Annotated in this window: 17 protein-coding genes and 1 tRNA gene; 5 read left to right on the top strand and 13 right to left on the bottom strand. The window is 68.3% G+C overall.

The window, feature by feature from the left end; genetic code table 11:
* Window positions 1-11 precede the first annotated feature (11 nt).
* Genes JFC09_RS06925 through JFC09_RS06905 form a run of 5 tightly spaced genes read right to left on the bottom strand, consistent with a single transcriptional unit; the run spans window position 12 to window position 9,286 of the window.
* Entirely contained in the window at window positions 12-1,076 is a 1,065-nt protein-coding gene (locus JFC09_RS06925; protein ID WP_198393249.1) for a gluconeogenesis factor YvcK family protein, read from the bottom strand.
* A gap of 7 nt (window positions 1,077-1,083) precedes the next feature.
* A complete protein-coding gene (gene rapZ, locus JFC09_RS06920) occupies window positions 1,084-1,977 on the bottom strand; it encodes an RNase adapter RapZ (protein WP_198393248.1) in 894 nt (297 codons plus the stop codon).
* On the bottom strand, window positions 1,967-3,847 hold the full coding sequence (uvrC, locus tag JFC09_RS06915; protein WP_198393247.1) for an excinuclease ABC subunit UvrC: 1,881 nt from the start codon (window positions 3,845-3,847) through the stop codon (window positions 1,967-1,969). Before uvrC ends, rapZ begins: the two co-directional genes overlap by 11 nt.
* Complete coding sequence (gene uvrA / locus JFC09_RS06910; RefSeq protein ID WP_408610945.1) at window positions 3,834-6,743, bottom strand: excinuclease ABC subunit UvrA; 2,910 nt, start codon at window positions 6,741-6,743, stop codon at window positions 3,834-3,836. The genes uvrC and uvrA overlap by 14 nt, the downstream gene beginning before the upstream one ends.
* Window positions 6,744-6,775: 32 nt before the next feature.
* The gene (locus JFC09_RS06905; RefSeq protein WP_198393246.1) at window positions 6,776-9,286 is read right to left on the bottom strand and encodes a DEAD/DEAH box helicase; all 2,511 of its coding nucleotides are present in this window, start codon (window positions 9,284-9,286) and stop codon (window positions 6,776-6,778) included.
* Between the two features lie 103 nt (window positions 9,287-9,389).
* Here JFC09_RS06905 and JFC09_RS06900 point away from each other — a divergent pair, with 103 nt between their 5' ends.
* A complete protein-coding gene (locus JFC09_RS06900) occupies window positions 9,390-9,677 on the top strand; it encodes a YciI family protein (protein ID WP_198393245.1) in 288 nt (95 codons plus the stop codon).
* Between the two features lie 185 nt (window positions 9,678-9,862).
* Here the strand turns inward: JFC09_RS06900 and JFC09_RS06895 are convergent, their stop codons facing one another.
* Both JFC09_RS06895 and uvrB read right to left on the bottom strand, forming a co-directional pair.
* Window positions 9,863-10,855, bottom strand: coding sequence for a TerC family protein (locus tag JFC09_RS06895; RefSeq protein WP_198393244.1), 993 nt, complete (start codon window positions 10,853-10,855; stop codon window positions 9,863-9,865).
* Between the two features lie 158 nt (window positions 10,856-11,013).
* Window positions 11,014-13,191 (bottom strand): excinuclease ABC subunit UvrB, encoded by a 2,178-nt coding sequence (gene uvrB / locus JFC09_RS06890; RefSeq protein WP_232483224.1) that lies wholly within the window; start codon window positions 13,189-13,191, stop codon window positions 11,014-11,016.
* Window positions 13,192-13,348: 157 nt separating this feature from the next.
* Between uvrB and JFC09_RS06885 the strand changes: the two genes are divergently transcribed.
* A complete protein-coding gene (locus tag JFC09_RS06885) occupies window positions 13,349-13,774 on the top strand; it encodes an OsmC family peroxiredoxin (RefSeq protein ID WP_198393243.1) in 426 nt (141 codons plus the stop codon).
* 3 nt (window positions 13,775-13,777) lie between these two features.
* On the opposite strand, the gene coaE is transcribed toward JFC09_RS06885, so the two are convergent.
* From coaE to rpsA, 3 genes are read right to left on the bottom strand one after another with little or no spacing between them, the layout of a single operon-like run.
* The gene (gene coaE, locus JFC09_RS06880) at window positions 13,778-14,776 is read right to left on the bottom strand and encodes a dephospho-CoA kinase (RefSeq protein WP_198393242.1); all 999 of its coding nucleotides are present in this window, start codon (window positions 14,774-14,776) and stop codon (window positions 13,778-13,780) included.
* Window positions 14,777-14,786: 10 nt separating this feature from the next.
* Window positions 14,787-16,724, bottom strand: a complete 1,938-nt coding sequence (locus JFC09_RS06875; RefSeq protein ID WP_198393241.1) for a hypothetical protein — start codon at window positions 16,722-16,724, stop codon at window positions 14,787-14,789.
* Window positions 16,725-16,750: 26 nt separating this feature from the next.
* The gene (gene rpsA, locus JFC09_RS06870) at window positions 16,751-18,232 is read right to left on the bottom strand and encodes a 30S ribosomal protein S1 (protein ID WP_198393240.1); all 1,482 of its coding nucleotides are present in this window, start codon (window positions 18,230-18,232) and stop codon (window positions 16,751-16,753) included.
* A gap of 336 nt (window positions 18,233-18,568) precedes the next feature.
* On the opposite strand from rpsA, the gene JFC09_RS06865 reads away from it, so the two are divergent.
* Window positions 18,569-19,405, top strand: coding sequence for a class I SAM-dependent methyltransferase (locus JFC09_RS06865; RefSeq protein ID WP_198393239.1), 837 nt, complete (start codon window positions 18,569-18,571; stop codon window positions 19,403-19,405).
* Window positions 19,406-19,453: 48 nt separating this feature from the next.
* On the opposite strand, the gene polA is transcribed toward JFC09_RS06865, so the two are convergent.
* Entirely contained in the window at window positions 19,454-22,108 is a 2,655-nt protein-coding gene (polA, locus tag JFC09_RS06860; RefSeq protein WP_332839682.1) for a DNA polymerase I, read from the bottom strand.
* A 111-nt stretch (window positions 22,109-22,219) separates the two neighbouring features.
* Between polA and JFC09_RS06855 the strand changes: the two genes are divergently transcribed.
* On the top strand, window positions 22,220-22,669 hold the full coding sequence (locus tag JFC09_RS06855; RefSeq protein ID WP_198393238.1) for a PaaI family thioesterase: 450 nt from the start codon (window positions 22,220-22,222) through the stop codon (window positions 22,667-22,669).
* A 48-nt stretch (window positions 22,670-22,717) separates the two neighbouring features.
* On the opposite strand, the gene JFC09_RS06850 is transcribed toward JFC09_RS06855, so the two are convergent.
* On the bottom strand, window positions 22,718-23,347 hold the full coding sequence (locus JFC09_RS06850; RefSeq protein ID WP_408610944.1) for an ANTAR domain-containing response regulator: 630 nt from the start codon (window positions 23,345-23,347) through the stop codon (window positions 22,718-22,720).
* Window positions 23,348-23,486: 139 nt separating this feature from the next.
* On the opposite strand from JFC09_RS06850, the gene JFC09_RS06845 reads away from it, so the two are divergent.
* Window positions 23,487-23,568: transfer RNA gene (locus JFC09_RS06845), tRNA-Leu, on the top strand.
* A 149-nt stretch (window positions 23,569-23,717) separates the two neighbouring features.
* On the opposite strand, the gene pyk is transcribed toward JFC09_RS06845, so the two are convergent.
* Window positions 23,718-25,184: a pyruvate kinase gene (gene pyk, locus JFC09_RS06840; RefSeq protein ID WP_198393236.1), complete on the bottom strand. Its 1,467-nt coding sequence runs from the start codon at window positions 25,182-25,184 to the stop codon at window positions 23,718-23,720.
* Window positions 25,185-25,240 lie beyond the last annotated feature (56 nt).

Here is a 25,240-nt window from a genome sequence, read left to right as displayed (position 1 = left end):
TCCGTCGTCTTTCACCACTGGTCCTCCGCGAGGAGACCGCTGTCCAGCAGCATGTCACGGTAGCAGGCGGCCAGCTTGAGGCTGTCGTGCTGTCGCGCCCGCCGCGAGGTGAGCGGGTGCGTGCGCACCTGAGCGCCGAAGAGCGAGGACGCGATGTCCACGAGCGCGGGTTCCTTAGCGGCTGCCACTGCGTCGACGAGCACGTGATCGAGACGCAGTTCAGGAGCGTGGTTGTGCAGCGACTGCAGGTGGTCGACCAGGGTGAGGTCGGCTGTCTCCCCCGGTGCCGCACCGAGGTTGAGGGTGAGTGTGCGCATGGCCGTGGATTCGCAGATCGCTCGCGCCAGGTCCGGGACCAGCAGGTGGGGCATCACGGACGTGTACCACGAGCCGGGCCCCAGGTTGAGGACGTCCGCCTCCTGCACCGCAGCGATCGTCTCGCTGCGTGCGGGAGGCGAAGCAGGGTCGAGGCGGACCTCCGCCACCCGCCCTGGTGTCGACGCGAGGACCGACTGCCCGCGGATCAGCACCGGCGGCTCCTCCTGCGCGGTGTGCACGTCCGCTTCGATCGTGAGCGGTACGGACGACATCGGCAGGACGCGGCCGTGTGCGCGCAGCAGTCGCGCGATCCAATCGAGGCCCACCACGTGGTCGTCGTGGATCTGCCAGAGCGCGGCGATGAGGAGGTTCCCCACCGCATGGCCGTCGAGCGCGCCGTCGGAGACGAACCGATGCTGCATGACGTCGCGCCACACGCGGCCCCAGTCACCGTCGTCGCAGAGGGCCGCCAGCGCCATCCGGAGGTCGCCGGGGGGCAGTCCTCCCATCTCCGTCCGCAGGCGACCCGACGAACCGCCGTCGTCCGCCACGGTCACGACCGCCGTGAGGCTCTCCGTGAGGAGGCGGAAGGCCCGCAGCGCCGCGTACAGCCCGTGGCCCCCGCCGAAGCTCACGATCCGCGGCTCGCCCTTCCGTCCTCGGGCGGTGGACTGGTCGCCGAAGGCGCCTCCGACCAGCAGGGGCAGTTCCTCCGTACTGGGTGCGCGCCCCGTATCGGGGGTCCCGGGTCCGTTCATCGTTGCCTCACTCCCTTCCGAGATCGCGGTGGCGGACCGCGACCCGCACTCCCGTGGCCTGTCGCAGACGACGGGCGAGCTCCTCCGACATCGCGACGGAGCGGTGCTTGCCGCCGGTGCAGCCCAGCGAGATGGTCGCGAACGATCGGCCATCGTCGACGTAGCCTTCGATCACGGTCGCGAGCGCCCGGGTGTAGTCGTCGAGGAAGGCGGACGCGTTCGGCTTCTGGAAGACGTAGTCCGCCACTTCGGAGTCGGTTCCGTCGAAGGGCCTCAGGTGCGGCACCCAGTGGGGGTTCGGCAGGAACCGGACATCCGCCACGTGGTCCGCGTCCATGGGGATGCCGTGCTTGAAGCCGAAGCTCAGGACCGTGATGCGCAGGGCGTCGCCGTCTCCGCCGGCGAACGCCCCCCGCACCTCCTTCGCGAGTTCGTGGATGTTGAGGTCCGAGGTGTCGATGACGACGTCCGCCCGGTGCCGGAGGTTCTCGAGCACGCCGCGCTCCGCCGTGATCCCGTCGAGCAGGGTGCCCTCCCCCTGGATGGGGTGGGGACGGCGGACCGATTCGTAGCGGCGCACCAGGATGTCGTCGGCGGCGTCGAGGAACAGCACCCGCAGGGCGACGCCCTGGTGGAGGTATTCGTCGACGGCGGCCGCGAGGTCCGTCCGGTGCGTGCCGCGCCCCCGGATGTCCGTGACGATCGCGACCTTCGGCAGCGCGCCCTCCGCCCGGCCGACGAGCTCGAGGAGGGAGGGCAGCATCTGGGCGGGCAGATTGTCGACCACATACCAGTCGAGGTCCTCGAGCACCCGCGCGGCAGTCGACTTCCCCGCGCCGGACATCCCGGTGACGAGCACGACTTCGGGCTGCTGTCCCCGTGCAACGGTGTCAGCTGTCATCGGCTGGAGTCCCTTCGTTCAGTCTTTCGTGAATCGTAGCCGCCAATGCGGGTCCGACGCCCTTCACCTCGAGGAGATCCTCGAGCGAGGCCCTCCGGATCCGTGCGACGGACCCGAATCGTGTGAGCAGCGCCTTGCGCCGTGCGGGTCCCAGGCCCGGGATCGAATCGAGCGCCGAGGCCCTCGCCGTGGCGGCCCTCTTCTTCCGGTGGTAGGAGATCGCGAAGCGGTGCGCTTCATCGCGGATGCGCTGCAGGAGGTACAGGCCCTCGGAGCTGCGGGGGAAGACGGTGGGGTAGTCCTCTCCCGGCAGCCACACCTCCTCGAGCCGCTTCGCAAGCCCCGCGACCGCGATCTGTGCGAGGCCGAGGTCGTCGAGCGCCCGCCGCGCCGCGGACACCTGCGGAGGCCCGCCATCCACCAGCAGGAGCGATGGTCGGTACCCGAACCGTTCGTCCGGTTCCTCCGCCCCCAGGCTCTCGAGGTAGCGGGAGAAGCGGCGGGAGACGACGTCGTACATCGCCGAGGTGTCGTCGCGCGCTGCTTCGCCGCGCACGGAGAAGTGCCGGTAGTCGCGCTTCTTCGGCAGTCCGTCCTCGAAGACGATGAGGGAGCCGACGACGTCCTGGCCCTGCGTGTGGGAGTTGTCGATGCACTCGATCCGCAGCGGAGGCTCGTCGAGCCCCAGCACTTCGTGGATCTCCCGCAGTGCTTCGCTGCGCGTCGTGAGGTCGGAGGCGCGTCGTGTCCGGTGGAGGACGAGGGACTGCTCGGCGTTCTGCCGCACCGTGTCGAGCAGGGCCTTCTTCTCTCCGCGCTCCGGGACGCGCAGACGCACACCGGTTCCGCCCCGCCGTTCCTTCAGCCAGTCGGTCATCGCGGGGACGTCGTCGGGCAGCACGTCGACCAGCACCTCCGGCGGCACCGCCTGGGGGTCGACGTCCCCGTACGCCTGCCGGAGGTAGTCCGCCGTGAGATCCCCCCGCGTGGATTCGTCGAGTCGTTCGACGATCCACCCGCGTTCCCCACGGATGCGGCCGCCGCGCACGTGGAACACCTGCACCGCGGCCTCCAGTTCGTCCAGATGGAGGGCGAACACGTCGCAGTCGGCGTTCATCGACAGGACCACCGCGTTCTTCGCCAGGACCTTCTCGAGCGCCTGGATCTCGTCCCTCACCCGCGCCGCGCGCTCGTAGTCCAGTTCCGCCGCGGCGTCGGCCATCTCGCGCTTCCGCGCGGAGATCATCGTCCCCGTCGACCCGGACATGAAGTCGGTGATCCCCCGGATGAGGTCCCGGTGCTCGTCCTCCGTCACCCGGCCCACACACGGCGCAGAGCACTTGCCGATGTAGCCCAGCAGGCACGGCCTCCCGCTGCGCTCAGCGCGCTGGAAGACGCCGGTCGTGCACGTGCGGACCGGGAATACCCGCAGCAGGAGGTCGAGGGAGTCGCGGATCGCCCACGCCTGCCCGAACGGGCCGAAGTACGTGATGCCCTTGCGTCGCTTGCCGCGGGTGACGTACACGCGCGGCACCCGGTCCTTCGTCGTGATCGCGAGGTACGGGTAGGACTTGTCGTCCCGGAACATCACGTTGAAGCGTGGGCTGAACTCGCGGATCCACGTCCACTCGAGCTGGAGCGCCTCGACCTCGTTGGAGACGACTGTCCATTCCACCGATGCCGCGGAATGGACCATCCGGAAGGTGCGCGGGTGGAGCCCTGCCGGATCCGCGAAGTACGAGTTCAGCCGCTGGCGGAGGTTCTTCGCCTTCCCCACGTAGAGGATCCGACGATCCTCATCGCGGAACCGGTAGACCCCGGCCGACGTCGGGATCTCCCCCGACGCAGGCCTGTACTCACTGGGATCCACTGGCGCCCCTCCGGCGGAGGAGCTCCGCGATGTACTCGCCCGTGTAGCTGGAAGGGTCCTGCGCGACGGCCTCCGGGGTGCCCTGCGCGACGACGGTGCCGCCGCCCCTGCCGCCTTCCGGCCCCATGTCGATGACGTGGTCCGCCGTCGCGATGACGTCGAGGTTGTGCTCGATGACGATCACCGTGTTGCCCTTGTCGACGAGACCCTGGAGCACGGCCAGCAGCCGGGAGATGTCATCGAAGTGCAGGCCCGTCGTCGGTTCGTCGAGGACGTACACGGTGCGCCCACGGGTCCTCTTCTGCAGCTCCGCCGCGAGCTTCACCCGCTGCGCCTCGCCACCGGACAGCGTCGTCGCGGGCTGCCCGAGCCGCACGTAGCCCAGACCCACCTCGACGAGTGTCGTGAGGTGTCGGGCGATCGCCGGGACCGCCTCGAAGAACACGGCGGCTTCGTCGATCGGCATGTGGAGGACGTCCGCGATCGACTTGCCCTTGAACGTGGCCTCGAGGGTCTCGCGGTTGTAGCGAGCACCTTCGCAGATCTCGCACGGCACGTAGACGTCCGGCAGGAAGTTCATCTCGATCTTGATGGTGCCGTCGCCCTTGCAGTTCTCGCATCGACCGCCCTTGACGTTGAACGAGAAGCGTCCCGGCTGGTACCCGCGGATCCGCGACACCTCCGTCTCGGAGAACAGCCGGCGGACATGGTCGAAGACGCCGGTGTAGGTCGCGGGGTTGGACCGCGGGGTCCGACCGATCGGCGACTGATCGACGTGGATGACCTTGTCGAGGTTCTCCAGCCCTGTGATCCGCTTATGCCGTCCTGGCACCCTGCGGGCCTTGTTGAGCTTGTTCGCGAGCTCCGTGTAGAGGATGTCGTTCACGAGCGTCGATTTGCCGGACCCGGACACCCCCGTGACAGCGGTGAGGACGCCCAGCGGGAAATCGACGGAGACGTCCTTGAGGTTGTTCTCACGTGCGCGTTCGACGTGGACGATCCGATCCGGGTCGATCGGGCGCCGTGTGGTCGGCACGGGGATGCTGCGACGTCCGGCCAGATAGTCGCCCGTGATGGAGCGCGGCGCGTCGACGATGCCCGCCACCGGGCCGGAGTACACGATCTCACCACCGTGCTCCCCCGCGTGGGGGCCGATGTCGACCATCCAGTCCGCAGCGTCGATCGTCTCTTCGTCGTGTTCGACGACGATGAGGGTGTTCCCGAGGTCCCGCAGCTTCGCGAGCGTCTCGATGAGCCTCCTGTTGTCGCGCTGGTGCAGGCCGATGCTCGGTTCGTCGAGGACGTAGAGCACGCCCACGAGCCCGGAGCCGATCTGCGTCGCCAGGCGGATCCGCTGGGCTTCGCCGCCGGAGAGGGTCCCCGCGGTCCGGTCGAGGCTCAGGTAGTCGAGTCCCACGTCCAGCAGGAAGCGCAGTCGCGCGTTGATCTCCTTCATGACCTGGGCGGCGACCTTCGCGTCGCGATCGGAGAGGGTCAGTGCTCCCAGGAATTCCGCGGCCTCATCGATGGGCAGGGCGGAGACGTCCGCGATCGACCGCTCGCCCACCGTCACGGCGAGGACTTCGGGGCGCAGCCGTGCGCCGTCGCAGACGGCACACGGGATCTCCCGCATGTACTCCTCGTAGCGTTCGCGCGAGGCCTCCGACTCCGTCTCACCGTGCTTGCGCAGGATGTACTGGACGACGCCTTCGAAACCGGTCGAGTAGGTCCGTTCACGACCGAACCGGTTCCGGTACTTCACCGTGACCTTGTAGTCCTTCCCGTCGAGCAGGGCGCGACGGGCCGCCGCCGGGAGGTCCCTCCACGGCGTGGTGAGGTCGAAGCCGAGTTCGTCCCCGAGCCCCTTGACGATGCGGAGGAAGTACTGCGCGGTGGTCTTGCCGGTGGACCAGGGCGCGATCGCACCTTCGGTGAGGGACAGGTCCTCGTCGGGGACGACGAGTGTTTCGTCGACGCTCAGCTTGGTGCCGATCCCGTCGCAGGCAGGACAGGCGCCGAACGGGGCGTTGAAGGAGAAGGTCCGCGGTTCGATCTCGTCGAGGACGAGGGGGTGGTCGTTGGGGCACCGGAGGTTCTCCGAGAAGGTCCGTGTCGTCCCTTCATCGACCAGTTCCACGTCGATGCGGCCCTCCGCCAGACCCAGACCCGTCTCCACGGAGTCGGCGAGCCGCTGGCGGATCCCATCGCGGACGACGATGCGGTCGACGACCACGGAGATCGTGTGCTTGTACTGCTTCTTGAGGTCCGGCGGGTCGTCCAGGCGGATCTGCTCGCCGTCGACCATCGCACGCGAGTAGCCCTGGGCCAGGAGGTTCGCGAAGAGATCCTTGAACTCGCCCTTGCGGTCGCGCACCAGAGGTGCGAGCACGACGATCCTCGTGCGGTCGGGGAGCTCCAGGAGCCGGTCGACGATCTGCTGCGGGCTCTGCTTCTCGATCACCTCACCGCACGTGGGGCAGTGTGGTACACCGATCCGCGCCCAGAGCAGACGGAGGAAGTCGTGGACCTCCGTGATCGTGCCGACCGTGGACCGGGGGTTCTTCGACGTGGACTTCTGGTCGATCGACACCGCGGGCGACAGGCCCTCGATGAAGTCGACGTCCGGCTTGTCGACCTGACCGAGGAACTGACGCGCGTAGGACGACAGCGATTCGACGTAGCGCCGCTGCCCCTCCGCGAAGATCGTGTCGAAGGCGAGTGAGGATTTCCCCGACCCGCTGAGGCCGGTGAAGACGACCATCGAATCGCGCGGGATCGCGACGGAGGCGCTCTTGAGGTTGTGGGCGCGCGCCCCCTGGACACGGATGACGGGCACGTCGTCGTGGAGGGATGCGTCGTGGAGGGACGCGTCATGGGTGGAGGTCTGCGATTTCACGTCCCCCACTCTATCCACCGGCACGGACACGCTCACAGGTCTGTGAGCGGTCCCACCCCGTCGATCGTGAGGACGACCTCTCCCGACTCGTCGCTCGCGGGCAGGTCGACGGTCGCGCGGATCGCCCAGTCGTGGTCACCCTGCGGATCCGCGAGGATCTGACGCACCGACCACGTCTCCGCAGACTCCGTGATGTCGATCATCGCAGCCGACCGTGCGTCGGCATCGATGCCGAGGTCGCCGTACTCGTCGTAGAACGACTCGATCGCGTCCTCCCACTCCCGGGCACCCCACCCGGATTCTGCGTCCAGCGCGCCGAGCTCACGATATGCGGCCCGCTCTGCCAGCAGTACGCGATGGAACAGCGCATTGCGCACCGCCGCGGTGAAGCGGCGGCGATCGGACGAGAACGTCTGCTCGAGCGCGTGGAGCGCGACCTCCGGGAGCGCCTCTCCGGGATCCGCGAGCTTCGCCCACTCCTCGACGAGGCTCGAATCGACCCGGACGACGAGGTCGCCCAGCCATCCGATGATCCCATCGAGCTCCTCCCCCCGACGGTCGACGGGCACCGTCTGGACGAGGGCGCGCCAGACGTCGAGGAGGTAGCGCAGCAGCCCGCCCTCGACCCGGGCGATCCCGTAGTAGGCGACGAACTGGGAGAAGTTCATCGACTGCTCGATCATGTCCGCGACGATCGACTTCGGTTCGATGCCGATCTCGCGGACCCACGGTGCCGACTCGGCATAGGCGTCGAACGCTGCCTCCAGCACCTCCGCATTGGGGCGGGGCACGTCGAGTTCGTCGAGGACGGCCATGCGCTCCGTGTACTCGACCCCGTCGGCCTTGAGCGCGGCCAGCTCGTCGCCCTTGATCCGGTCGAGCTGTCCGCGGATGATGTGGTACTGGATCTGCGTCGTCGCCTCGATGACGCTCAGGGCGTCCATCGCCCACGTCTCCGACTCCCCGTCGAACAGGTCGAGGGCCGCCAGCGCGAACGGGCTCAGCGGCTGGTTGAGCGCGAAGTCGGGGCCCAGGTCCTCGCTCAGGACGTATTCGACTCCGCCGTCCGCGCCGTCGACCCGCTCGATGACACCGCCGGCCAGCAGGCTGCGGCCGATGCGCAGTGCCCGGAGCATGAGGTCGAGGACCCGTTCCCGCGGCTCGTGCGTCCGCTCGAGGAAGTCGCGGATCGTGTGCATCCCCGCTCGGGGCCGGGCCAGCAGGTTGACGATCGTCGAATGGGTGATCCGCATGTGGGAGCGCAGCTGCTCGGGAGTCCCGTTCTCGAGGTTCCGGAACGTCTGCTCCGACCATCCGACGTGCCCTTCCGGCGCCTTCTTGCGCTTCACTCGGCGCTTCTTCTTCGGGTCGTCGCCGGCTTTGGCCAGCGCGACGGCGTTCTCGATCTCGTGCTCCGGCGCCTGCGCGACGACATAGCCCACCGCGTCGAAGCCGGCGCGGCCCGCGCGCCCGGCGATCTGCTGGAACTCCCGCACCTGCAGCTGCCGCACGCGTCGACCGTCGAACTTCGTGAGCGACGTGAAGAGGACGGTGCGGATGGGCACGTTGATGCCGACACCCAGGGTGTCCGTACCGCAGACAACGCTGAGCAGGCCCGTGAGGGCGAGGTGCTCGACGAGGCGGCGGTAGCGCGGGAGCATCCCCGCGTGATGCACCCCGACCCCGCCGAGGACGAGCCTCCGGAGCGTGACGCCGAAGCCCTTGCCGAAGCGGAACCCCTTGACCTCCTCGGCGATCCTGTCCCGCTGTGCGCGAGTCGTGAGGTTGGCGGCGAGGATCGACTGTGCGAGCTCCACCGTCCGTGCCTGGACGAACGACACGACGTACACCGGTGCACGGTCCTCCGCCACCAGTTGGGCGAGCTTCTCCAGCAGGGGTGACTGCGAGTACTCGAACTCGAGGGGCACCGGCCGCTCCACCGACCCGACCAGAGCCGTGTCGCGTCCCGTGAGGTCGGTCAGCCGTCGCTCGATGTCCGTCGTGTCCCCCAGTGTCGCGGACATGAGCACGAACTGCGCCTGCGGCATCTCCAGCAGCGGGACCTGCCACGCCCACCCGCGCTGGGGGTCTCCGAAGTAGTGGAACTCGTCCATGACGACCAGGGCGACGTCCAGCTCCGCCCCTTCGCGCAGCGCGTGGTTCGCGAGGATCTCCGCCGTCGCGCAGATGACGGGCGCATCCGCGTTGACGGCGCTGTCGCCGGTCACCATGCCGACGTTCTCGCGCCCCAGGGCTTCGACGAGGGAGAAGAACTTCTCGCTCACGAGCGCCTTGAGAGGCGCAGTGTAGTACGCGGTCCGACCGGTCGACACCGCGTAGTACAGCGCTGCGAGCGCCACCATCGACTTCCCCGACCCGGTGGGCGTCGCGACGATCGTGTTGTCGCCCGCGAGCACGGAGAGGATGGCCTCCTCCTGGGCCGGGTACAGGGAGAGGCCCTGGTCCCGCACGTGGGAGTCGAAGCTCTCCCAGACGGTGTCGGCATCCGCGAAGTCGTCGGGGATCTGCGGAAGTCGGGACACGGGGGCGCTCCTGATGCTGGGTCGGGGTTAGTCTCGGATCACGGTGCGCAGCACGCACCGCCTCGAGTATCGCACTCACCCGAAACCGACACACAGGAGAGCCATGGCAGTCTTCGCCGTCACCTACACCTACGGACCCGACACGGACACGCGGATGAGCGTCCGTCCCGCACACCGGGAGTGGCAGGCGTCGCAGCACGACGCCGGCACGCTGCTGGCATCCGGTCCGCTCGAGGACGAGCTCACCCCGGGCGGTCTCCTCATCCTCCGCGGTGATTCCACGGAGTCGATCGCGGAGCTCCTCACGCAGGACCCCTACCACGACGCCGGTGTCATCGCGGAGACCGTCATCCGGTCGTGGACCCCCGTGTTCGGCCCGTTCGAGGCCTGAACCGGACTCGCGTCCAGAACCGGGCGCACGATCCTCGTCGGCCTCACGGCCTGAGCGGACACAGACGCCGAGGAGCCGGTCACCCCGAGAGACGACCGGCTCCTCGGCGTCGTCGTCCGATCCGGACGGAGACGGGCCCGACGGGAGGTCGTGCCCGATGAGGGGCCCGTGCCCGGCAGGACGGGTCAGTCCCGGCGCAGCGGGGCCTCCTGCTCGCGACGCATCCCGATGAGGCTCGCGACGGTCGCGACGAGCATGGCGAACACGATGAAGCCCAGGGAGGTCCACGTGTTGATGACGGGCACCTGCGAGGTGAAGGACTCCGGCAGCCAGTCCGTCTCGTGCAGCGCGTGGAGGAACAGCTTCACACCGATGAACGCGAGGATCGCCGCGATCCCGTAGTGGAGGTACGGCAGCTTGTCGAGCAGACCGCCCAGCAGGAAGTACAGCTGACGCAGCCCCATGAGCGCGAACACGTTGGACGTGAACACCAGGAACGTGTCCTGGGTGATGCCGAAGATCGCGGGGATCGAATCGAGCGCGAACATGATGTCCGTCGTGCCGATCGCGATGAACACGATGAGCATCGGGGTCCAGTACTTCGTCCCGTCGATGTTCACGCGCAGCTTGTTCTCGTGGTACTCGTCCGTGATGTTCACGCGCTTGCGGAGGAAGCGGATGAACCCGTTCTCTGCGTCCTCGTCGTCCTCGCCGCTGAACGCCTGGCGCCAGGCCGTCCACAGGAGGAAGACGCCGAACAGGAAGAAGACCTCGATGAAGCGGTCGATGATCGCGGCGCCCGCCAGGATGAAGATGCCGCGGAAGATCAGTGCGAGGATGATGCCCACCATGAGGACCTGCTGCTGGTACCGCTTGGGCACCGCGAAGCCGGACATGATGATGACGAAGACGAACAGGTTGTCGATGCTGAGGCTGTACTCCGTCAGCCAGCCGGCGAGGAACTCCCCGCCGCGCGTCGAATCCCCCATGGCGAAGAGCACGCCCGCGAAGACCAGGGCCAGGGTGACGTAGAACGCGACCCACAGCGAAGCCTCCTTCATGGAGGGCGTGTGCGGTCGCTTCACGACCAGCAGGAGATCCGCGACGAGGATGAGCACGAGCACGACGCTCGAGACGACCTCGAACACGTGGTAGGGGTCCTGGAAGAACTCTTGCATGGGTGCCTTTCAGAGGAGTGGACGCGTCACGCGGTCGAAAGTCTCTCCCACGGCCGGCGGCCGCTCCACGTCCGGATCGGCCGACAGGCGGCGATCGTGATGACGAACGTGGACGAGTGCGGGATACTCCCCTTCAACGACGCCCAATCGTACACGGCTCAGACATGGCCCGCCTCCTTCATCTGCCTCAGCTCCCGCTTGAGGTCGCCCAGTTCGTCCCGGAGACGCGCGGCGAGCTCGAACTGGAGATCCGCGGCCGCCGCGTGCATCTGGTCGGTGAGCGACGCGATGAGCTCCACGAGGTCCTCCGCCGGCGGGGCGAGGGGCGCCTGAGGTCCGCGCCCCTTCTCGAACGCCTCACGCTGCGCGTCGGTGATCGTCGCGTTGAAGCCGCGCTTCCCCTTCCCGTAGTCGAATTCCGCGAGGATCTCACGCGTGTCCTCGTCCTCCCTGCGCAGCCGTTCCGTGATGTCCGACAGCTTCTTCACCAGCGGCTGCGGATCGATCCCGTGGTCCTCGTTGTGCTTGATCTGGACCGCCCGCCGGCGGTCCGTCTCGTCGATCGCCTCCCGCATCGACCGTGTGACCGTGTCCGCGTACATGTGGACTTCGCCGTGCAGGTTGCGCGCCGCGCGGCCGATCGTCTGGATGAGCGACGTGGCCGACCGCAGGAAGCCCTCCTTGTCCGCGTCGAGGATCGCGACGAGCGACACCTCGGGCAGATCGAGACCCTCGCGGAGCAGGTTGATGCCGACCAGCACGTCGAAATCGCCCGCACGCAGCTCGCTCAGCAGTTCGACCCGGCGCAGCGTGTCGACGTCGGAGTGGAGGTACTCGACCCGGACGTCGTGCTCCAGCAGGTAGTCCGTGAGATCCTCCGCCATCTTCTTCGTGAGTGTGGTGACGAGGACCCGTTCGTTCCGTTCGACGCGGACACGGATCTGCTCGAGGAGGTCGTCGATCTGCCCACGGGTGGGCTTCACCTCGATCTTCGGGTCGACGAGGCCGGTGGGCCGGATGATCTGCTCCACGTACCCGTGCGCCCGCTCCAGCTCGAAGGTGCCCGGCGTCGCGGACAGGTAGACGGCCTGCCCGATCCGCTCGAGGAACTCCGCGAACTTCAGGGGGCGGTTGTCAAGAGCGCTCGGCAGTCGGAACCCGTGGTCGACGAGAGTGCGCTTGCGCGACATGTCCCCTTCGTACATGCCGCCGATCTGGGGGACGGTGGCGTGCGATTCGTCGATGACGAGGAGGAAGTCCTCCGGGAAGTAGTCCAGGAGGCAGTTGGGCGCCGTGCCGCTGGCGCGTCCGTCGATGTGGCGCGAATAGTTCTCGATGCCGGAGGTGAACCCCATCGACCGCATCATCTCGAGGTCGTAGGTCGTGCGCATCTTGAGCCGCTGCGCCTCGAGCAGCTTGTTCTGCCCCTCCAGTTCCTGCAGGCGCACCTGCAGCTCCTGCTCGATGTCCTCGATCGCACGGCCCATGCGCTCTTCGCCGGCGACGTAGTGGCTGGCGGGGAAGATGTGGACGACCTCCTCCTGTCGCACGATCTCACCGGTGAGCGGGTGCAGCGTGTAGAGCGCTTCGATCTCATCGCCGAAGAACTCGATCCGCAGGGCGAGCTCTTCGTACTGCGGGATGATCTCCACCGTGTCACCGCGCACGCGGAACGTGCCGCGGGTGAATGCGACGTCGTTGCGCGTGTACTGCATCGACACGAAGCGCTTGAGGAGCGCATCGCGGTCGAGTTCGTCGCCGACGCTCAGCGACACCATCCGGTCCACGTACTCCTCCGGAGTGCCGAGGCCGTAGATGCAGCTGACCGTCGACACGACGACGACGTCGCGCCGGGTGAGGAGTGCGTTCGTCGCCGAATGCCGCAGGCGCTCGACCTCGTCGTTGATCGACGAGTCCTTCTCGATGAAGGTGTCCGTCTGCGGGACGTACGCCTCAGGCTGGTAGTAGTCGTAGTACGACACGAAGTATTCGACGGCGTTGTTCGGCAGCAGCTGCCGGAACTCATTCGCGAGCTGGGCCGCCAGTGTCTTGTTATGGGCCATGATGAGGGTCGGACGCTGGACCTGCTCGATGAGCCACGCGGTGGTGGCGGACTTCCCGGTGCCTGTGGCACCCAGCAGCACGATGTCCTTCTCCCCTCGGTCCAGACGGGCCGCCATGTCCGCGATCGCGGTGGGTTGGTCGCCGGACGGCTGGTAGTCGGAGACGACTTCGAACGGCGCGACGGATCGCACGATCTCCGGGCGGTGTCCCACACGGGGAACGGGCCGCTGCGGCGCGTCCTGTGGCCGGGTGTCCTGTGGCTGCGCACTCATGCTGTTCACGATAGCGCGCGGCACGGACATGGCGGGAGGAGGATCGGCGGCGAGGGTCTGCCGCCGTCGCCGCTGCGCTCCTGGTGTTCGCTCCCCCCGGTGTCGCCGCCCTAGACTCTCCAGGGAACAGACGATCCGACACCCGCGGGAGGCGCGAATGGAAACGGTCTCGAAAGCACACACGGTCTGGCGCGGCAGCCTGCCGGAAGGAAGCGGCACGGTGGCCCTCGACAGCTCGGGAGCAGGCACCCTGGGCGTCACGTGGGCCGCCCGTGCAGAGGGCACCGGCGGTTCGACGACGCCCGAAGAGCTGCTGGGCGCGGCGCACTCCGCGTGCTTCTCGATGGCACTGTCGAACGCGCTGACCTCGCAGGGATCCCCGCCGGACGAGCTGTCGACCGGGGCGGACGTCACCTTCTCCCCCGCGGACGGCATCACGGGAGTGCACCTCTACGTCGTGGGCGTCGTCCCCGGGATGGCCGAATCCGACTTCCGCACCGTGGCCGAGAAGGCGAAGAAGGACTGCCCTGTCTCCCGTGCGCTCAAGGGTGTGCCGGTCGAGCTCAGCGCGTCCCTGCGCTGAGCGTCAAGACGTCCTGGCGTCGCGCATCGTCACGATCGCGGGGCGTCCGGGATCGGTGTTCGCATAGCGTCCGTGGGCTCCGCGGACCGGGGCGAAGCCCACATCGGCGAGGACCTGGGACAGCTGTGCTGACGAGTCAGGAGCCCTCGATGCCGGGGCGTCTGCGGCAGCGGCGGGACCCGGTTCCGCCAGCGCGATCTGCACTCCGCTCGGCCCGGGTGAGGACGTTCCGCTGACGTGGAGGCCCGCTTCGGCGGCCGCGTGCTCGATGCGCGCGAGCAGTCGTGCACCGGCTGCTTCCTGTGCGCGGTCCGTCATCTCCGCAGGCCCGACCGAGGCGCCCGATGCGGGGACGCCGTTCGCCCGGTTGCGGCGGAACGGGTCGATCCTCTCCTTCCACAGCTGCGCGAAGCGTGCTTCGAGCTCATCCGGCGAGGTCGAGTTGTCGAGCAGGACGTCGCAGGCGAGGTATCGTGCGTCGTCGTCGGCCTGCGCGCGGATCCGGCGCTGCGCGTCGTCGGGATCAAGCCCGCGCGTCGTCGTGAGCCGTGCGAGGCGGATGTGTGCGGGCACGTCGACGAGCACGCTGAGGTGATAGCGGCCGGTCATCCCGTTCTCCACCAGCAGGGGCACATCGTGGACCACGACGTCATGGTCGCCCAGCTCCGCGAGCCTCACAGTCGTTCGGTCTCCGATCGCGGGGTGCATGATCGCATTGAGCGCAGCAGTGCGCTCCGGATCTGCGAAGGCGAGCGAGGCGAGGGCGGCACGGTCGAGCGTGCCTCCCTCCGTGAGCACTCCTTCGCCGAACTCTGCGGCGAGTGCGGCGAGTGCCGGTTCCCCCGGTTCGACGACCTCCCGCGCGATGGCGTCCGCATCGACCACGCCCGCCCCACGGCTGCGGAAGAGTGCAGCGACCGTCGATTTGCCGGCCCCGATGCCGCCCGTGAGTCCCAGGACGAGGGGGCCGTTCGCCTGCTGTGTGCCGATCGAGGATCCCATGGTCCTCAGACTACGCGTCCTCCTCGTCGATCCCCCGCAGGTCCACGACCCAGACGTCTTCGACGAGCTGCGCGGAGCAGCCAGGAGTCTCCGCGAGCGCCCGGGCGAGTCTGTCCGCCGGCCACCCCAGCAGCGGCGCCTGCTCCGGGATGAGCAGGAAGTCCGTGCCACCCGACCGGACCCCGCGCACTGCGTCCTCGACGGCGCGGGGATCGAACTCCTCGACGCTCTGCCCCTCCTTCTGCCGGAGGAACTGGTCGAGGGGGTCCAGGAGCGACTGGTAGATCACGTCGTGGTCGTCGGTGCCGCCGATGAAGTAGCCACCGGTCTCGCGGTAGTGCATCCCCGACACTGCCTGCCACACCATCGCCTGAGCGTAGTCGGCCTCCGCGACCGCGCGAGGCGTCGGCAGAGCCTTGGCGACCGCGCCCGCCGGCAGCACTGATCGCACAGCATCGCCCGTGAAGAACCGCGGGATCGTCACGTCCCGGTGCGGAACCCCGACCGGGGCGATGAGGAGGACGGTCGCGAGGACCGCGACGATCGGCCCGACGGTCTGCCGCACGGATCCTCCAGCGACGGGCCGCTGTGCGGCCCCCCGCCTGCCGGCGAGCAGACTCCCGTCGATTCTCCTCACGGCGTGATGCAGCAGCACGGCGGTGAGAGCACTGAGCACCAGTGTGACGTGGACGCTCAGGCGCATCGGCAGGATGTTCATGAGGACGGGCACCTGTTCGACGATCCGGAAGGGGCCCGGGACCGGGATCTCCGTGCCGAACGCGCGCAGCGGCGAACCCATCGAGAGCAGCCACGCACCCACCCCGGTGAGGACGAGCACACGCACCAGCAGCCCGTGCCGGGCACTCGACCGATGCTGCAGCGCTGCCCAGGCCGCCACGACGAGCCACGCGAGGGACACGTATCCGCCGATCTCAGCCGCATCGATGGGCATCGCTCGCGGGATCTCCCGAGCCACTCCCCCGAACGGGGTCACAGCTGTCGGGACGACGGGATCAGCGAGGTCGTTGTTCCACACACCGTGCGGACGGATCGCACCCGAGGGCGCGTTCGGTGCCCGGGCCATGGTCATGAGCAGGGGGGCGGCCAGCAGCAGAGCGGTCACCACCGCCCCCAGACTGGCGAGCAGGGCCGGCAGCAGTCGCGGGACCAGGCGACGGCGCAGCACCGCGACCACGGCCACAACTGCGACGACCGCTGCCAGGAATGTGCCCGCCAGCAGTTCCGTCGACATGTAGAACTGCCACCCGATCACGCCGCCCAGCAGGATCCCCCAGGGCGCGAGCGCGGCCACGCGGGCGCGCAGCGGACCTCCGGAGGGACCGGTGGCGGCTGTCCAGAGGAAGGCCGCCACGAGTGGGGGCAGCACTGCGAAGCTCAGGTTCAGGTGACCGCCCGCCTGTGCGATGAGGTACGGGGAGAAGCCGTAGAGTGCCGCTCCGGCGAACGCCGGCAGGTGATCCGTGAACCGGGTGAGGAACGCAGCGGCGGCCAGAGCCGCCACCACCGGAGAGCACATGATCGCGACGGTGTAGGCGACGACCGGCCCCCACAGCCAGGTGATCGGCGCCAACGGCACTGCGAGGCCCAGCACGCTCGTGTTCCACGCGCCGTTGACCCCGTCCGGGGCGTTCATCTGAGCGGTGTAGAGGAAGCCAGAGGCTTCCGAGCCGAAGCCGAACAGCGACGCGACCGCGTCCGCCCCGTTCGCGAACCACCAGATGAACAGCGACGTGTCGTCGTTCTCTGCGTACACACGGGATCCCGGGTCCACGACGATCCCGCGGAATGTGAGGATCGAGCACGCGAGGAGAACCGCGAGGAAGAGCAGCCACGGCCGCAGCCGCGTGCGCAGGGGGGCTCGAACCGCGGGGAGAGAAGAAGAGGACTCCCGGACCGCAGTCCGGGAGTCCTCGTGCGCTCTGATCAATGGATCCGAGTCAGTGCGTCAGCAGCTCAGCTGCCGGCGAGCTTCTCGCGCAGAGCCGCAAGTGCTTCGTCGCTGGCGAGCGTGCCCGAATCCGCTGGGGATTCGCTGGCGTACGATCCGGCCGACGGAGCGGACTCCGAGCTGACGGACGTCGAAGCAGCAGCCTCTGCGTCCGCGGAGATCGCCTTCAGGACCTGCTTCTTGTGCTCTTCCCAGTGGTGCTGGGCGGCGGCGTACTGCGCCTCCCAGTCTTCGCGCTGGGTCTCGTAGCCTTCGAGCCACTCGTTGGTCTCCGGGTCGAAGCCCTCCGGGTACTTGTAGTTCCCGTCCTCGTCGTACTCCTGCAGCATGCCGTAGAGCGCGGGGTCCAGGAACTCCTCCGCCTCCGGATCGACACCCTCGTTCGCCTGCTTGAGCGACAGCGAGATCCGACGGCGGTCCAGGTCGATGTCGATGACCTTCACGTAGATCGTCTCGTCGACGCCCACGACCTGCTCGGGCAGATCGATGTGGCGCACAGCGAGCTCCGAGATGTGGACGAGGCCCTCGATGCCGTCCTCGACGCGTACGAACGCACCGAACGGAACCAGCTTCGTGACCTTGCCCGGCACGATCTGACCGATGACGTGGGTCCGGGCGAAGTGCTGCCACGGGTCCTCCTGCGTCGCCTTGAGCGACAGGGAGACCCGTTCGCGGTCCATGTCGACGTCGAGCACCTCGACCGTGACCTCGTCGCCCACGGCGACGACCTCACTGGGGTGCTCGATGTGCTTCCACGAGAGTTCGGAGACGTGGACGAGGCCGTCCACACCGCCGAGGTCCACGAACGCACCGAAGTTGACGATCGAGGAGACGACGCCCGGACGGACCTGGCCCTTCTGGAGGGTCTGCAGGAAGTCGTGACGGACCGCGGACTGCGTCTGCTCGAGCCACGCACGGCGGGACAGGACGACGTTGTTGCGGTTCTTGTCGAGCTCGATGATCTTCGCCTCGACCTGCTGGCCGATGTACGGTGCGAGGTCCCGCACGCGCCGCATCTCGACGAGGGAGGCGGGCAGGAAGCCGCGCAGTCCGATGTCGACGATGAGGCCGCCCTTGACGACCTCGATGACGGTGCCCGTGACGACCCCGTCCTCGTCCTTGATGCGCTCGATGTCGCCCCACGCGCGCTCGTACTGCGCACGCTTCTTGGAGAGCATCAGACGGCCGTCCTTGTCCTCCTTCGTGAGGACGAGGGCTTCGATGTCGTCTCCGACTTCGACGACCTCGGAGGGGTCGACGTCGTGCTTGATCGAGAGTTCGCGGGAGAGGATGACGCCTTCGGTCTTGTAACCGATGTCGACGAGCACCTCATCGCGGTCAACCTTCACGACGGTGCCTTCAACGATATCGCCGTCGTTGAAGTACTTGATGGTTTCGTCGACGGCCGCGAGGAAATCCTCGGAGGTGCCGATGTCGTTGACGGCGACCTGCTTCTGCTGCGCCGAGCCAGGCGTGGTGGTGGTCATTACGTAAGGGACTCCGTAGATGGAATGTGGCCCGCGATCCCTGAGGAGCGGGGACACGGTCTCGTGATGGATGATTGTCTGCAGCCCATCGTGCCGTCACCCGCACCGGTGCTCGCCGCTGATGATGCCGCTCGCATTGTTACTCTGGTGTTCGGATTACAGCGCACGATGTGCATACAGTCCAATATGCTAGCACCACGGAGGGTGCGAACGCACGCTCTGCCGCAGGAAATCAACCATAGACGACAGCGGTCGCCCACCCGCAGCCGAAAACCGTCCCGCGCACGCGGGAGGATGCCGGCGGACGAGGGCGAACGCGACCAGCAAGGGGTGCACGTGAGCGAGGGAGAGTACTCTCCGGAGATCATCAGCGGCGGTTATCTGTCGATCGGCGAAGAGGAGTCCGTGCGCGCCAACCGGTCCTACTGGGACGGATCCGCGGAGGAGTACCTCGCGGAGCACGGGAGCTTCCTCGGCGCCTCGGAATTCGTGTGGTGCCCCGAAGGGGTCCACGAGGACGACATCGGCCTGCTGGGCGACGTCGATCGCAAGCAGGTGCTGGAGATCGGCTGCGGGGCGGGGCAGTGCTCCCGATGGCTCGCGGAGCACGGCGCGCTCACGACCGGGGTGGACCTGTCGTCCGGGATGCTCGAGCAGGCGTCGCGCCTGCAGCGTGAGCACCCGCTCGCGGACGGGGCGATCCCGCCCACGTTCCTGCAGGCCGATGCGCGCTCGCTGCCCTTCCCGTCGGGCAGCTTCGACATCGCCTTCTCCTCCTACGGTGCGCTGCCGTTCGTCAAGGACGCGGAGACGGTGCTCGCAGAGGCTGCGCGGGTCCTGAGGCCAGGCGGCCTGTGGGTGTTCTCCGTCACCCACCCGCTGCGCTGGATGTTCCCCGACGTCCCCGGTGAGGCCGGGCTCACGGTCGAATACTCGTACTTCGACCGGACCCCCTACGTCGAGGTGGACGGCAGCGGGCAGCCGGTCTACGCGGAGCATCATCGGACGATGGGCGACTGGGTGCGCCTGCTCGTCGATGCGGGATTCGAGCTCACGGGCCTCACGGAGCCCGAGTGGCCCGACGACAACGAATCGTCGTGGGGCGGCTGGTCGCCGCTGCGGGGCAGGCTCATGCCCGGTACCACGATCTTCTCCACGCGCCTGCGCGCCTGATCGTGGGGCGCGGGCCGCCGCTCCCGGTGAGTGGCCCGCGCCCGACCATCAGTGGGCCGCGTCCTGCCAGCTCTGGCCGATGCCCACATTCACCTCGAGCGGTACGGTGAGCGTTCCGGCACCGGCCATCTCCCGCTGGACGATCTCCGCGACCGCGTCGTGCTCCCCCGCGGACAGTTCGACGATGATCTCGTCGTGCACCTGCAGGAGCACGCGGCTCACGAGGCCGGCTTCGCGGATGCCCTCGTCGACCCGGATCATCGCCTTCTTCATGATGTCCGCGGCACTGCCCTGGATCGGCGCGTTGAGCGCGGCCCGCTCCGCCATCTCCCGCATCTGGCGGCGATCGGACTGCAGAGCCGGCAGGTAGCGGCGCCGCCCGTCCATCGTCTCCGTGTATCCGCGCTGACGCGCCTCTTCGACCACGGTCGACAGATAGTCCCGCACGGATCCGAACCGTGCGAAGTATCCCTCCATGAGACCTCGGGCCTCCTCGACCCCGATCGCGAGCTGCTGCGCGAGTCCGTACGCGGACAGCCCGTACACGAGCCCGTAGGACATCGCCTTGACCTTCGAACGGAGCTCGGTGGTGACCTCCGACGTCTCGACGCCGAACACCTGGGCGCCGACGTACGCGTGGAGGTCCTCCCCTGCACGGAACGCGCTGATGAGCGACGGGTCGCCGGACAGGTGCGCCATGATGCGCATCTCGATCTGGGAGTAGTCGGCGGTCATGAGCGCGTCCTTCCCCTCCCCGGGGACGAAGACCTCGCGGATGCGACGGCCCGCCTCGGTGCGGACGGGGATGTTCTGCAGGTTCGGGTCCTTCGACGACAGGCGCCCGGTCGCGGCGATCGTCTGCAGATACGTGGTGTGGATGCGGTCGTCGTCCGCGATGGTCTTCTCCAGGCCGACGACGGTCTGGCTGAGCTTCGTGCGGTCACGGTGGGCGAGCAGGTGTGCGAGGAACGGGTGCTCCGTCTTCGCGTAGAGGTCCGCGAGCGCTGCCGCGTCCGTCGTGTAGCCGGTCTTCGTGCGCTTCGTCTTCGGCATGTCGAGCTCGTCGAAGAGGACCTCCTGCAGCTGCTTGGGCGAGCCGAGGTTCACCTCGTGACCGATCGCGGCGTATGCGGCCTCCTTGCTGGCGTCGGCCTGCGCCCGGAACTCCTCCGCGAGGGCATCGAGTCGCTGCCTGTCCACCGCGATGCCGCGCGTCTCCATGCGGGCGAGGATGCCGAGGACCGGTACCTCGATCTCCTCCATGATCCGCGTGAGCCGGTTGTCCTCCAGCGCCTCCGCGAGCACCGGGCGGAGTTCGGCAACCGCCCAGGCCTGCGCGGCGACCTGCGCCGCGGCGTCATCCTCCGTCGCCGCCGGGAGGGCGCCGCCCAGGTGAGTCACCGCGAGGTCGCCGAGGTCGTGGCTGCGCCTGTCGGGTTCGATCAGGTAGCCGGCCAGCTGTGTGTCCCAGTGGATCTGCACCCCGGCGAATCCTGCATCCCACAGCGCCTTGAGCTGGGGCTTCGCATCATGTGCCGCGATCCGCGGGTGGTCCGCGAGGAACCCGGTCAGAGCATCGACCGCGGGGGCGTCAAGGGACGTGAGGTCCACGTCGTACAGGTTCTCGCCCACCGCGAGTGCGAGCAGGTCCACAGTCCCCTGACCCAGCGCGTACGTCGCATCCGTCGCGAGCGCGACCCAGGCCGCTGCGGGGATGTCCCCCAGCACACCCGGCAGTCCTGCCGAGTCGAGGCGTTCGGCCTCCGGGACGGAGGCCTCGGCTGTCGCGGTCCCGTCCACATCGGAGCCGAACAGGGCCTCGGCACGACGGCCCAGCACCGCGAACTCGAGCTGGTCGAAGAGGTTGCTCATCGCGTCGCGGTCCGGCGAACGGCGCAGACCGTCCGCGATCCCCAGCGGGAGCTCCACGTCGTCCAGCAGGCGATTGATCCGGTAGTTGCGGGCGACGTCGTCCAGATGGGCACGGAGGTTCTCCCCCGCCTTGCCCTTGATGTCATCCGCGTGGGCGAGGATCCCGTCGAGGTCGCCGTACGTCGTGAGCCACTTCGCGGCCGTCTTCGGTCCCACGCCAGGCACTCCGGGGAGGTTGTCCGCCTTCTCCCCCACCAGTGCGGCCTGACCGCGGTACTGGGCCGGTGTGACCCCGTACTTCTCCTCGACCGCCTCGGGTGTCATCCGGTCCAGATCCGTCATGCCCCTGCGCGGATAGAGGACCGTCACACCGGGCCGCACGAGCTGGAAGGCGTCCTTGTCACCCGACGCGATGCGAGCCTCCACCCCGGCATCCTCCGCCAGCCGTGCGAGCGTCGCGAGCACGTCGTCGGCCTCCACACCGGGGAATCCGACGACCGGGATGTGCAGCGTCGCCAGCACGTCCTCGATGAGCTCGACCTGGCCGTGGAAATCCGGCGGCGTCTTCGCCCGCCCGGCCTTGTACCCCGGGTGCTCGTCGAGCCGGAACTGCGGACGACCGCGGTCGAACGCGACGATGATATGGGTGGGCTGCTCCGCGTCGATCGCAGTCAGCAGCATCGAGACGAAGCCGAACACCGCGTTCGTCGTCTGCCCCGTCGCCGTCTGGAACTTCTCCGGCGGGAGTGCGTGGTACGCCCGGTAGGCCATCGAGTGGCCGTCGATGAGGAGGATCGATGCATCGGTCTGGGAACTGGTCTCTGTGCTCACCCTCCCAGACTACCGGGGAGCGGATCGCTACAGTGGACCCGAGCACAGCCGGGTCACGAGCGGTCCGGCCGCGCTCCACTCCCGCAGTCCCGCCCATCACCAGGAGAGACGATGACTCAGCGCCCTGCGCTCCCCGCACTGGCACCAGACATGGACGAAGCGGCGTACGCCCGTCTCGTCGAGCAGTGGGAGCAGCCCGCGGGCACCCTCGTCGAGAGGATGGGCATCGACATCACGGCGGTCGGCTGGGACTGGATCGAGGGGACCTGCCCCGTTGAGGGCAACCTCCAGCCCGCAGGCCTCTTCCACGGGGGCGGACACGTCGTCATCGCGGAGACGCTGGCCTCGATGCACGCCGCCGTCCGCACCGGCGCACCGGTCGTCGGTGTCGATCTCAACGCGACCCACCTGCGGTCCATCACCGCGGGGACGGTGCACGCACGTGCCCAGGTGCTGCACGGCGGCCGCCGCCTCTTCAACCACGAGGTGAGAATGACTGATGCGGACGACCGACTCCTGTCGATCGTCCGCATCTCGAACATGGTCCTCCAGCAGTCCTGACGGCTGCGCCGTCGCGGTGCGGCCGTCAGGACTGCCGGCGGTGAGGGCTCACTGCTTGGCGGAGCCGATCTGGTTGAGCACCGTCTCCGCGACTTCGCGCATCGTGAGGCGACGATCCATCGACGTCTTCTGGATCCAGCGGAACGCCTCCGGCTCCGTGAGCCCCATCGAGGAGATGAGGAGGCCCTTCGCCCGTTCGACGAGCTTCCGCGTCTCGAACCGGTCGGTGAGATCGGAGATCTCCGATTCGAGGGCCGTGATCTCCGCGTGGCGGGACAGCGCGATCTCAAGCGCCGGCAGGAGGTCGTTCGCGGAGAACGGCTTGACGACATAGGCCATCGCACCCGCGTCACGCGCCCGCTCGACGAGCTCCTTCTGCGAGAAAGCGGTGAGCAGGACGACCGGCGCGATCCGCGCCTTCGCAATCCGCTCGGCGGCGGAGATCCCGTCGAGGACGGGCATCTTGATGTCCATCACCACGAGATCGGGCCGCAGTTCCTCCGCGAGACGGATCGCGGACTCACCGTCCGCCGCCTCTCCGACGACGTCGTAGCCGACCTCGCGAAGCATCTCCACGATGTCGAGCCGGATGACGGCCTCGTCCTCCGCCACGACGACGCGCCGGACGGGTCCCTGTTCGGTGCTGGGGGTCTCTTCGTTATCGGTCACGCGCCCCATCGTACCGCCGGTTCCCCCGCAGAGCACGGCGGGTGGGGGTGTGCCGTTCGACGCACCCGTCCACAACGGCTCGCACGGGCCGTTCGGACCGCACAGGGTGCGCACGGTCCGTGTGCGCGTCGACTACACTCTCCCCTGGGCCGGATTGGCGGAAACGGTAGACGCAGCGCACTCAAAATGCGCCGCCTTCGGGTGTGAGGGTTCGAGTCCCTCATCCGGCACGCAGCCGTTCCTCGGACGAACGGGCAGAAGAAGCGGGTGGTGCCTGCTCCCACTGGAGCACGCACCACCCGCTTCTCTTCACCACAGACGTCTCATCGCCGCCCGGTCCTCGTCACCGTCGGCTCCGCCTCAGACTGCGGGTCGGGCATCAGATCCCGTCGTCGTCCACCTCGTCCCGGTACGCAGCGGCGGTACCCCGCAGCGCATCGCCCAGCACGTGGACACGCAGGGCATTCGTCGACCCGACGATGCCGGGAGGCGACCCGGCGACGATGACGCAGAGCTGTCCGTCCTCACCCTCGCCGAAGCTGAGGAGCACCTTGTCCACCTGACGTGCCATCTGATCCGTGTGGTGGACGGTCCGCACCAGGTGCGTCCGCACGCCCCAGCTGAGCTCCATCTGATTCCGCACACGAGGATCCGGGGTGAACGCGATGATCGGCCGCCGCTGGCGCAACCGCGACATCCGCCGGACGGAGTCACCGGACTGGGTGAAGGTGCACAGCAGGTCGATGTTCAGCTGTTCGGCGATCTGCGCTGCTGCCGCGGTGATCGCACCGCCCCGCGTGTGCGGGGTGCTGCCGAGCGACGGGATCCGCTCGAGGCCCTCCCGCTCCGTCGACTCGATGATGCGCGCCATCGTCCGCACCGACTCCAACCAGTGCGAGCCGATGGACGACTCCCCCGACAGCATGAGCGCGTCCGCCCCGTCGAGTACGGCGTTCGCGCAGTCACTGGCCTCCGCCCGTGTGGGTCTGGGGGCGTCGATCATCGATTCGAGCATCTGCGTGGCGACGATGACGGGCTTCGCCTGCCGCCTGGCGACCTCGATCGCCCGCTTCTGCACGATCGGGACGTGCTCGAGGGGCAGTTCCACACCCAGATCACCGCGGGCCACCATGATCCCGTCGAACGCGGCGACGATGTCCCGCAGACGGTCGATCGCCTGAGGCTTCTCCAGTTTGGCCATGACCGGGGCGCTCACCCCTGCTTCCTCCATGACCCGCCGGACCTCGAGCACGTCCTCCGGGCCGCGGACGAAGCTGAGCGCCACCCAGTCCGCACCGTTTCGCAGCCCCCAGCGCAGGTCTTCATGGTCCTTCTCGGTCATCGCCGGGACGGACACGGCCACGCCCGGCAGGTTGATGCCCTTGTGGTCGGAGATCCGTCCGGGGATCTCCACCTCCGTGATGATGTCCGTCTCCGTCACCTCGAGCGCCCGGAGGCGGATCCGACCGTCGTCGATGAGAAGGGGGTCGCCGGGCTGCACATCCCCCGGCAGTCCCTTGTACGACGTGCCGACGACTTCCCCGGTCCCGTCGACCTGACGTGTGGTGATGGTGAAGCGCGCCCCTTCGACGAGGGTGGGCTTCCGCCCGTCCGCGAACGTGCCGACCCGGATCTTCGGCCCCTGCAGGTCGAGCAGGACGGCGACGGGCTGCGCTGCGTCCTCCGACGCCCGGCGCAGCCAGCCCAGCCGCTCCTCATGGTCTGCGTGCGTGCCGTGGCTCATGTTGAAGCGCGCCACGTTCATCCCCTCGTCGAGGAGCGCCCGCATGTCTTCGTAGGATGTCTGTGCTGGTCCGAGTGTTGCCACGATCTTCGCATGCCTCATACGGACCAGCCTAGACCACTGCTCCCACCTCGATCCGGCGAATGGGCCGGTGGACG

This window comes from Brevibacterium yomogidense (assembly GCF_016107685.1).
In the GTDB taxonomy this organism is placed as follows: domain Bacteria; phylum Actinomycetota; class Actinomycetes; order Actinomycetales; family Brevibacteriaceae; genus Brevibacterium; species Brevibacterium yomogidense.
The sequence above is the reverse complement of the archived record's forward strand: the minus strand, read 5'-3'. Positions and strand labels throughout refer to the sequence as shown.